The following is an 8,896-nucleotide window of genomic DNA, read 5'->3' as shown; positions in this document are numbered from 1 at the left end:
GGCGCCGAGCGCACCCGCCCCCGCGGCCGACTGCAGCGACGCCTACAAGATCGAGCAGACCGTCGACGGCGGCACGACCTGGCGCATGTGCTGGCACTACAACACGCTCTCGGGCCTGATACTCGACAAGATCAGCTACCAGCCCAAGGGCGAGGCGAAGCCGATACCCGTCCTCACCAGCGCCCGGCTCGCCCAGGTGCACGTCCCCTACGACGACGGCAAGGCCGAGTACGACGACGTCACCGGCACCGACTTCGGCCAGGCGCTGCAGAACCTCCAGCCCGGCGAGTGCCCCGGCGGCACCATCAAGACCGTCAAGGTCCCCGACCGGGGCAATGTGCAGGGCCTGTGCACCACCACGCGCGCGCGTGGGCACGCGTACCGCCTCAACGACGACATGAGCACCGGCGGCAACGGCAAGGTCTACGCCGGCCAGGGCAAGGACCTGCTCGTCTACACCGTGAACAAGGCCTCCTGGTACGAGTACATCACCGAGTGGCGCTTCTCGTCGGACGGCACCATCACCTCGAACGTGGGCGCGACCGGCAGTCTCTCGCCGTACGACTACGACGGCGGCGACGGCCGCGGCTGGCCCATCGGCAAGGGTGACCAGGCCAAGGCCGAGAGCCACGCCCACAACGTCTTCTGGCGGCTCAACTTCGGCCTCGACGGCTCCCCGAAGGCCAAGGTCGAACGGTACGACTCCAAGGTCACCGCCGCGCCCGGCGGCCAGGGCAGCCCCACCACGAAGACCACCCGCACCAAGGTCACCAAGGAACTCGCCGGTGACCGCAAGGACATGCGCTGGTGGCGTGTGGTCAGCGGGGCCGGCAAGAACAAGGACGGCCACCCCCGTTCGTACGAGTTCGTGCCCGGGGCCAGCACCAAGCACGCCGGACGGCCCTTCACCAAGCACGACGTGTACTTCACCGAGTACAAGAAGTGCGAGCAGTACGCGAGCAACAACATCGGCTGCCCGGGTGGCGCTCAGGGCAGTGTCGACAAGTGGGTGAACGGCCAGGGCCTCACGCACCCCATCACCTGGGTCAACATCGGCTTCCACCACATCGCCCGTGACGAGGACCAGCAGCCGATGCCGGTCCACTGGCAGGGCTTCTCGCTGGCCCCGCGCGACGTCACCGCTATGAGCCCGCTCACTCCGCAGGATCTGGCGGACCAGAACGGACGGCCTCCGATGGGTGGTTGAGAAAGCACCCTGTGCATCGGGCTGCACCGCCCGCCGCTCCCGGAGTACCCTTCCTTGATCGTTGACCGGGGGAGTGGCCAGGGGGATCGGAAGGCGGTGCGCGGGTGAGCTCGGGTGGGCGGGAGCTGCCCCCTGGTGACGAGGGTCACGAGGGGGGCTCCGCGGACGTACCCGCCGGAGCGGTTTCCCTGGCACGGCCGATGGAGACGGGATCCCAGATCGGACCGGAACTGGACTGGGGCCCCGACGCCTGGCGCGAGGTCCGTACGCGCGCCCAGCGTGCCGGGCGCGCCTACATCTGGCTGAATCTGGTGGAGCAGCGGCTGCGCGCGGTCGTGGCCGCTGTTCTGCGTCCCGTCTACGAACCCGTCCACGCCGACGACTGGGTGGTCGCCGCGGCCGGTCCCGCGGGGCAGGAGTGGGTGCAGCGGGCGGTCGCCGTACGCGAAGTGAGCCGCCGCAAGGGTTACTTGCTCGACCCCGCCGACGACAACGTCCTCAGCTTCCTCACCCTGCCCCAGCTGCGCGAGCTGATGGTGCAGCACTGGCCGTGCTTCGAGCCGTACCTGGACGACCGGCGCGACGTCGAGCTGGCCCTGGACGAGCTGGAGGTCACGCGCAACGTCGTCTCGCGCAACCGCGCCCTCTCGGAGGCGGTCCTCGCTCAGGCTGAGCGCGCTTCGGCCAGGCTTCTGGACATCCTCGGCGCGGGCACCGACACGCCCTCCGCCCGCCGCCTTCCCGTCGACGCCGTCGAGGACCTGGTCGGCGACCGGTACGCGGACGTGGTGGCGGTGCACTCGGACCGGGTACGCCTGCTGCGGCAGTTCCCCGCGGAGGACATCTTCGGCGGGGCCCGCCGCCTCGACGCGATCGGCATCGGCCTCAACCTCCTTGTGCAGAACTTCTCCGGGCGGCGTCTGGTGCGGCTCGCGGAGTCCGGCTGCCGGGTGCGGCTGCTCTTCCTCAACCCGGCGAGCAGCGCGGTCAAGCGCAGGGAGCGGGAACTGGGCATCAAGAAGGGTGAGTTGAGCCGTTCCGTCGAGATGAACATCCTGCACACGCGCAGGGTCCGGGCCCGGCTGCGCGATCCGGGGGCCTTCGAGATCCAGGTCTTCGACGAGACGCCCCGCTTCACCGCGTACCTGGTCGACGGGGACGGCGCGGACGGCATCGCCGTCGTCCAGTCGTATCTGCGCAGGACGCGCGGGATGGAGGCGCCGGTGCTCGTGCTGCGCGGCGGCGGGCGTGTGGTGAAATCGGACGATCAGGGTGAGGGTGGGCTTTTCTCCACATATCGCGAGGAGTTCGAGCTGGCGTGGGCGGACTCCCGACCGGTGTCGTGACCGGCCTCCGTCCGGGTAAGCGGAATGCGAGCCTCGGATTGTCAGTGGCGCATGCGATCGTGGTGGTCACTGGGGGAAAGCACGACGAAGGAGGGGGCGGCCATGGGCTGGCACCAGGAGCTGCTGATCGGTTTCGACCTGGAGACGACGGGGACGGACCCGGCCGAAGCGCGCATCGTCACCGGCGCGGTGATCGAGGTCAAGGCCGGAGAGACGCTGGGCCACCGCACCTGGCTCGCGGATCCGGGGGTCCCGATCCCGGCCGAGGCGGTGGCCGTGCACGGCGTGACGAACGAGCGGGCGGCCGCCGAGGGCAGGCCCGCCGCCGACGTGGCGGACGCGCTCGCCGACGTCCTCGTCTCGTACTGGCAGTCGGGCGTCCCGGTCGTCGCGTACAACGCGGTCTTCGATTTGAGCCTGCTCTCCGCCGAGCTGCGGCGGCACGGCCTGGCGTCCCTGCGTGAGCGGCTCGGCGGCGCGGAGCCGGGCCCGGTCATCGATCCGTACACGATCGACCGCTCCGTGGACCGCTACCGCAGGGGCAAGCGGAATCTGGAGGCGGTCTGCACGGAGTACGGCGTGGTCCTGGAGTCCGCCCACGACGCCGCGGCCGACGCCCAGGCCGCGGCCCGCCTCGCCTGCGCGATAGCCGACCGCCACCCCAAGGTCGCCTCCCTCGGCCCGGCGGCCCTGCACCGCCACCAGATCGAGTGGTATGCGCAGTGGGCGGCGGACTTCCAGGACTTCCTCAGGAAGAAGGGGAACGAGGACGCGGTGGTGGACGGAGTGTGGCCACTCAAAGAACCCACGCCCACGCCCGTGCCCGAGCCCCGGCCCGGGCACGCGCCCACGGCGAGCTGAGTCAGAAGGGGTACCAGCGCACCTCGGCGTCCCCGTCCCGCAGGGAGGCCACCCTGCGCCGGAACTCCGCCAGCGCCTTGGGGTTGGCCGGTGCGTGCTGGGCGACCCACGCGCAGCTGGCCGTCTCCCTGGCGCCCCGCAGGACCGCGCAGCCCTCCCACTCCCGCACGTCCCACCCGTAGGCGTCCACGAACCCGTCGTACGCCTCGGGCGAGAGTCCGTACCGATCGCGGGAGAGCGCCATGACGACCAGGTCGTGCTCCCGCAGGTCGAAGGAGAAGGTCTCCAGGTCCACGAGGACCGGGCCGTCCGGGCCCACCAGGACGTTGCGCGGCAGCGCGTCGCCGTGGATCGGGCCGCGCGGCAGGTGCGGGGTCAGCGCGGCGGCAGCGGCGGCGAAGTCGTCCCTGCGCCCGCGCAGGAAGTCGGCGTCCGCCGGATCGATGGCGTCGCCCGCGAGCCGCAGCCAGCGCCTGACACCGCCGAGCAGTTCACGGCGCGGCAGTTCGAGGGAAGGGGGCGCAAGCGCGTGCACCAGACGCAGCAGCTCGGCGAGGTCGCGCGGCTCGGCGGGGCGCACAGCGTCCGGGAGCCGGTGCCAGAGCGTCACCGCGTGCCCTTCGACGACCAGGGGCTCGTCCCGCGCGGGCCGTGCGGCGGGGACGTCCGCCTGCTCCAGCCAGCGCGCGACACCCAGCTCGCGGCGGGCCCGCTCAAGGAGTCCGGGGGCGGAGCGGCCGACCTTGACGACGAGGTCGCCGATCCCGAACACCGCGTTCTCGCCGAGGGCGAGCAGCTGGGCCCCGCCCACCGGAACCGCCAGTTCCGCCATGTCCAGTACGCGCCGCGCCCGTGCCTCGTCCATCCCGTGCCTCCCGCACCCGTCGCCCCGTCCGCCCGACAGTCTCGCATTCGCACAGGCCAACAGGTGTGAGCGGGCTGCGCAGCTGCTTGACGTATCAAGATCACATCAGCACGATGACGGGGGCCGCCAGGGCGGCCGGTCCCGTACGAGCCGCCCGAAGGAGCCGATCCGTGACATTGGCGACCGCGACGAAGCGGTCAGCGCGAGGCGCGCCGGGGAAGAGACCATCGGACCACGGCGCGTGGTTCCTCGTGCTGCCCGCGCTGATCCCGATCCTCGTCCTCAGCGTCGGCCCCCTCCTCTACGGCATCGCGCTGGCCTTCACCGACTCCCAGTCGGGCCGCACCGCGCCCACCCAGTGGATCGGCGCCCTCAACTTCCAGGACCTGCTGCACGACACGCTCTTCTGGGACTCGTTCCGGATCGGCCTGCTGTGGGCGTTCGGCGTCACCGTGCCGCAGTTCCTGCTCGCGCTCGGCCTCGCCCTGCTGCTCAACCAGAACCTGCGCTTCCGCTGGCTGGCGCGGGCGTTGGCGATCATCCCCTGGGCGATGCCCGAGGTGGTCGTCGGCATCATGTGGCGCCTCGTCTACCACCCGGACGCGGGCGTGCTCAACGAAACGCTCTCCACGTTCGGCCTCGGCGAGGGCAAGGACTGGCTGACCGGCACCGCCACCGCGCTCTTCGCCGTCATCGTCGTCGGCGTCTGGGCGGGCATGCCGCAGACCACCGTCGCCCTGCTCGCCGGATTGCAGAACACCCCGCGCGAGCTGCACGAGGCGGCCGCGATGGACGGCGCGGGCGCCTGGCGGCGCTTTCGGACCGTGACCTGGCCCGCCATCAAGCCGGTCGCCCTCGCCATCACGGCGCTCAACTTCATCTGGAACTTCAACTCCTTCGCCCTGGTCTACGTCCTCACCCAGGGCGGCCCCGGCGGCCGCACCCGCCTGCCCATGCTCTTCGCCTACGAAGAAGCCTTCCGCTACGGCCAGTTCGGCTACGCCGCCGCCATGGGCTGCGTGATGGTCGCCGTGATCTCCGTGCTCCTCGCCCTCTACCTCGTGGGCCGCCTGAAGGGGGACGACGAGGCATGATGCGTACGAAGAAGTCCACGCGCGCTGCGCAGTACGTGGCGCTCGCCGCCTACCTCGTCTTCCTCGCCTTCCCGTTCCTCTGGCTGATCTCCACTGCCTTCAAGCCCGCGCGGGAGCTGGGCAGCCTGCACCCCACCTGGATCCCCGAGGACCCGACGCTGGAGAACTTCCGGCAGGCCTTCGACGAGCAGCCCCTCCTGCGGGCCGCCGGCAACTCCCTGATCGCGGCGCTCAGCGCGGCTCTGATCGCGGTCGTCATCGCCACCCCGATGGCCTACGTCATGGCCAGGCACCGCACACGCCTGGCGAAGGCGGCCACCGGCTGGGTGGTGGTCAGCCAGGCGTTCCCGTTCGTCCTGATCATCATCCCGCTCTTTTTGATCTTGAAGAACCTCCACCTGATCAATTCGCTGCCCGGTCTGATCCTGGTCTACGTGGTGTGGTCGCTGCCCTTCGCGCTGTGGATGCTCGTCGGGTACGTCCGCGCGGTCCCGGCCGAGCTGGAGGAGGCGGCGGCGGTGGACGGCGCGAGCAAGGTGCGCACGTTCGTCTCGGTCGTCGCGCCGCTGCTCGCACCCGGCGTCGTGGCCACGGCGATGTTCGCCTTCATCACCGCGTGGAACGAGTTCTTCTTCGCGCTCGTCCTGCTCAAGACCCCGGAGAAGCAGACGTTGCCGGTCATCCTCAACCGCTTCATCGGCTCCGAGGGCGTCGCGGACCTCGGGCCGCTCGCCGCGGCGGCGTTCCTCGCGACCATCCCCTCGCTGGTCATCTTCGCGCTCATCCAGCGGCGGATCACGGGCGGCATGCTGGCGGGGGCGGTGAAGGCCTGATGCGTACCGCACCACGGCTGCTGACCGCCGCGGCCACCGCGCTCGCCCTCCTGCTCACCGGATGCGGCGGCGGCTCCGAGGACGACGACGGGAAGATCACACTCCAGTTCCAGTCCCTGGCCTGGCAGAAGGAGTCCGTCGACGCCAACAAGGCCCTCGTCGAGGAGTGGAACGCCACCCACCCCGACGTCGAGGTCGAGTACGTCCAGGGCAGTTGGGACAGCGTCCACGACCAGCTGCTCACCTCCTTCGAGGGCGGCGAGGCGCCGGACATCATCCACGACGCCTCCGACGACCTCGCCGACTTCGCGTACGGCGGCTATCTCGCGGATCTCGGCGGACTGCTCCCCGGGCGTCTGAAGGCCGACATCCCCGAGCGCAGCTGGGAGACGACGACGTTCGGCGGCAAGGTCTACGGCGTGCCGTTCCTCCAGGAGCCGCGCGTCCTGATCGCCAACACGAAGTGGCTGAAGAAGTCGGGCGTACGGATCCCGACGCCCGGCAAGCCGTGGAGCTGGGAGGAGTTCAGGGCCGTCACCAAGGAACTCGGCGACGGCGAGGACGGGAAGTACGGCGTCGCCTGGCCGCTGAAGGAGCCGGTCTCCGCGACGCTGAACCTCTCCCTGTCGGCCGGCGGACAGATGTTCCACCGCGGCAAGGACGGCAAGGTCGACGTCCGCTTCGGCGACGCCGACGAGATCATGCCCCGTACGGTCCACGACCAGGTCAACAACGACAAGAGCGCCAGCGGTACGACTCTCGGGATGGGCGGCTCCGACACCCTGCCCGGCTTCTTCGGCGGGAAGTACGCGATGGTCCCGCTCGGCTTCTCCTACCGCCAGCAGATCGTCCAGCAGGCCCCCAAGGGCTTCGACTGGCAGGTGCTTCCCGCGCCCGCCGGGGCCGAGGGGCTCGCGCAGGGCGTCAGTCCGCAGACGCTGTCCGTCGCGCAGGACAGTCCGCACAAGAAGGAGGCGGCCCAGTTCATCGACTTCTTCCTCCAGCCGGAGAACATGGTGAAGCTGGCGCGCGGCGACTGGATGCTGCCGACCGGCGAGGAGGCGCTGAAGGACCCGGCGCTGCGCACCGAGAAGCATGACTGGGCGGCGGGCACGGCCCTCGCGAAGGACCTGCGCTCGGCGCCCGCCCAGTCGGTGCGGGGCTATCCGGAGTGGAAGGACAAGGTCGCCACCCCGGCGTTCCAGGAGTACTACAGCGGGGCGATCGGCCTGGACGAGCTGCGCGAACGCCTGGTGAAGGACGGCAATCTGGTCCTGGCGCGCTATCAGCGCTAGGGCTGCGCGAGGGGGCTCGCGGCACGGTCTCAGTCGGCGTCCGGCTTCTCCGCCGAGAAGAGCCAGGTCTCGAAGAGGTCCGAGAGGTCCCGCCCCGACTTCTTCTCGCACAGCGCGATGAACTGCTCGGTGTCGGCGTTGCCGTGCCGGTGCTCGCGCGTCCAGGCGCGCAGGACGGCGAAGAAGGTCCGGTCGCCCACGGTCTTGCGCAGCTGGTGCAGCGTCATGGCGCCACGCCCGTACACGGGTGCGTCGGAGACCCGGGTGGCGGTCGGCGGGTCGGCGGCCGGGAAGTCCCAGATGCCCTTGCTCTCCTCGTGCGTGCCGTCGTAGAAGGAGTCGAACGTCTCCTGCGCGGTGCGGTGTCCGTGCTCCTCGTCCCACAGCCACTCGGCGTAGGTCGCGAAGCCCTCGTTCAGCCACATGTCCTGCCAGGCGCGGGGCGTGACGGAGTTGCCGAACCACTGGTGGGCCAGTTCGTGGACGACCAGGCGCGCGTCGGGCGCCTCCTGGAAGTACGGCTTGGTCTGCGTCTCCAGGGCGTAGCCGAGGTCGGGGAGGTGGTCGACGACGGCGCCGGCCGAGGAGAAGGGGTAGGGGCCGAAGCGGTCTGTGGCCCACTCGATGACCTCGGGCACCATCTCGGGCACATCGACGGGCCCGTCCGCCTCGTCGGGGTCGACGGCCGTGTAGAGGGGCAGGCCGTCGTCCGTCGTGCTGGTGGAGATGTCGAAGACGCCGGTGACGACGGTGGCCACGTAGCTCACCATGGGCTCGGGGTTGTGCCAGCGGAAGGTGGTGCGCTTGCCGCGCTGCCGCGTCTCGCGCAGCTTTCCGTTGCTGACCGCGGTGTAGTCGGAGGGCACGGTGACGTCGATGTCGTACGTCGCCTTGTCGGACGGGTGGTGGTTGCCGGGGAACCAGGTCATGGAGCCGGTGGGCTCGCCGAGCGCCGCCACGCCGTCGTCCGTCTCGATCCACCCCTCGTCGCCGTCGTCGCTCGCCGTGAGCATCCGGGGCGTCCCGCCGTACCGGACGGTCGTCTTGAAGGTCTTCCCCTTGCCGACGGGCCGCGCGGGAGTGAGCGTCAGCTTGTTCTTCCGTCTGCTGACGCGCGCCTCGGAGCCGTCGACGGCGGCGTGGCGCACGCGCAGACCCGCGAGGTCCAGGCTGAAGCGGGAGAGGTTCTGGGTGGCCCGCGCGGTGATCACGGCGGTGCCGGTCAGGGCGTTGTCGTCTGGGGCGTAGTCCAGGGTCAGGGAGTAGTGGGCGACGTCGTAGCCGCCGTTGCCGAGTGTGGGGAACAGGTGGTCGTCGACGCCGGTCGCGCCGGGGCGCGCCGGGTCCTCGGAGCGGTCCGACGAGGTCGTGCAGGCGGCCGTCGCGGTGAGGAGC

8 protein-coding genes are annotated in these 8,896 nt (G+C 70.6%); 6 read left to right on the top strand and 2 right to left on the bottom strand.

Going from position 1 to position 8,896, the window contains the following annotated elements:
• The 3 genes from GKQ77_RS21140 to GKQ77_RS21130 form a co-directional block, all read left to right on the top strand.
• The coding region (locus tag GKQ77_RS21140; protein ID WP_219690493.1) for a copper amine oxidase at positions 1–1,207 on the top strand (1,207 nt) is incomplete at its 5' end.
• Between the two features lie 104 nt (positions 1,208–1,311).
• Positions 1,312–2,553 (top strand): DUF5919 domain-containing protein, encoded by a 1,242-nt coding sequence (locus GKQ77_RS21135; protein ID WP_219690492.1) that lies wholly within the window; start codon positions 1,312–1,314, stop codon positions 2,551–2,553.
• Between the two features lie 102 nt (positions 2,554–2,655).
• Positions 2,656–3,414, top strand: coding sequence for an exonuclease domain-containing protein (locus GKQ77_RS21130; RefSeq protein WP_219690491.1), 759 nt, complete (start codon positions 2,656–2,658; stop codon positions 3,412–3,414).
• A 1-nt stretch (position 3,415) separates the two neighbouring features.
• On the opposite strand, the gene GKQ77_RS21125 is transcribed toward GKQ77_RS21130, so the two are convergent.
• Positions 3,416–4,279, bottom strand: coding sequence for a phosphotransferase enzyme family protein (locus GKQ77_RS21125; RefSeq protein WP_219690490.1), 864 nt, complete (start codon positions 4,277–4,279; stop codon positions 3,416–3,418).
• 170 nt (positions 4,280–4,449) lie between these two features.
• Here GKQ77_RS21125 and GKQ77_RS21120 point away from each other — a divergent pair, with 170 nt between their 5' ends.
• The 3 genes from GKQ77_RS21120 to GKQ77_RS21110 are packed head-to-tail and all read left to right on the top strand — an operon-like array spanning position 4,450 to position 7,501.
• Positions 4,450–5,373: a carbohydrate ABC transporter permease gene (locus tag GKQ77_RS21120; RefSeq protein ID WP_308117736.1), complete on the top strand. Its 924-nt coding sequence runs from the start codon at positions 4,450–4,452 to the stop codon at positions 5,371–5,373.
• Positions 5,370–6,206: a carbohydrate ABC transporter permease gene (locus GKQ77_RS21115; RefSeq protein ID WP_372459941.1), complete on the top strand. Its 837-nt coding sequence runs from the start codon at positions 5,370–5,372 to the stop codon at positions 6,204–6,206. The genes GKQ77_RS21120 and GKQ77_RS21115 overlap by 4 nt, the downstream gene beginning before the upstream one ends.
• Positions 6,206–7,501: an ABC transporter substrate-binding protein gene (locus tag GKQ77_RS21110; protein WP_219690488.1), complete on the top strand. Its 1,296-nt coding sequence runs from the start codon at positions 6,206–6,208 to the stop codon at positions 7,499–7,501. Before GKQ77_RS21115 ends, GKQ77_RS21110 begins: the two co-directional genes overlap by 1 nt.
• A 29-nt stretch (positions 7,502–7,530) precedes the next feature.
• Here GKQ77_RS21110 and GKQ77_RS21105 read toward each other — a convergent pair.
• On the bottom strand, positions 7,531–8,896 hold a 1,366-nt coding region (locus GKQ77_RS21105), incomplete at its 5' end, for a M1 family metallopeptidase (RefSeq protein WP_219690487.1).

The sequence above is a fragment of the Streptomyces anatolicus genome (assembly GCF_019400875.1).
GTDB classification, from domain to species: Bacteria; Actinomycetota; Actinomycetes; order Streptomycetales; family Streptomycetaceae; genus Streptomyces; species Streptomyces anatolicus.
Note: the sequence above shows the minus strand (reverse complement) of the source record. Positions and strands in the feature narration are given on the sequence as shown.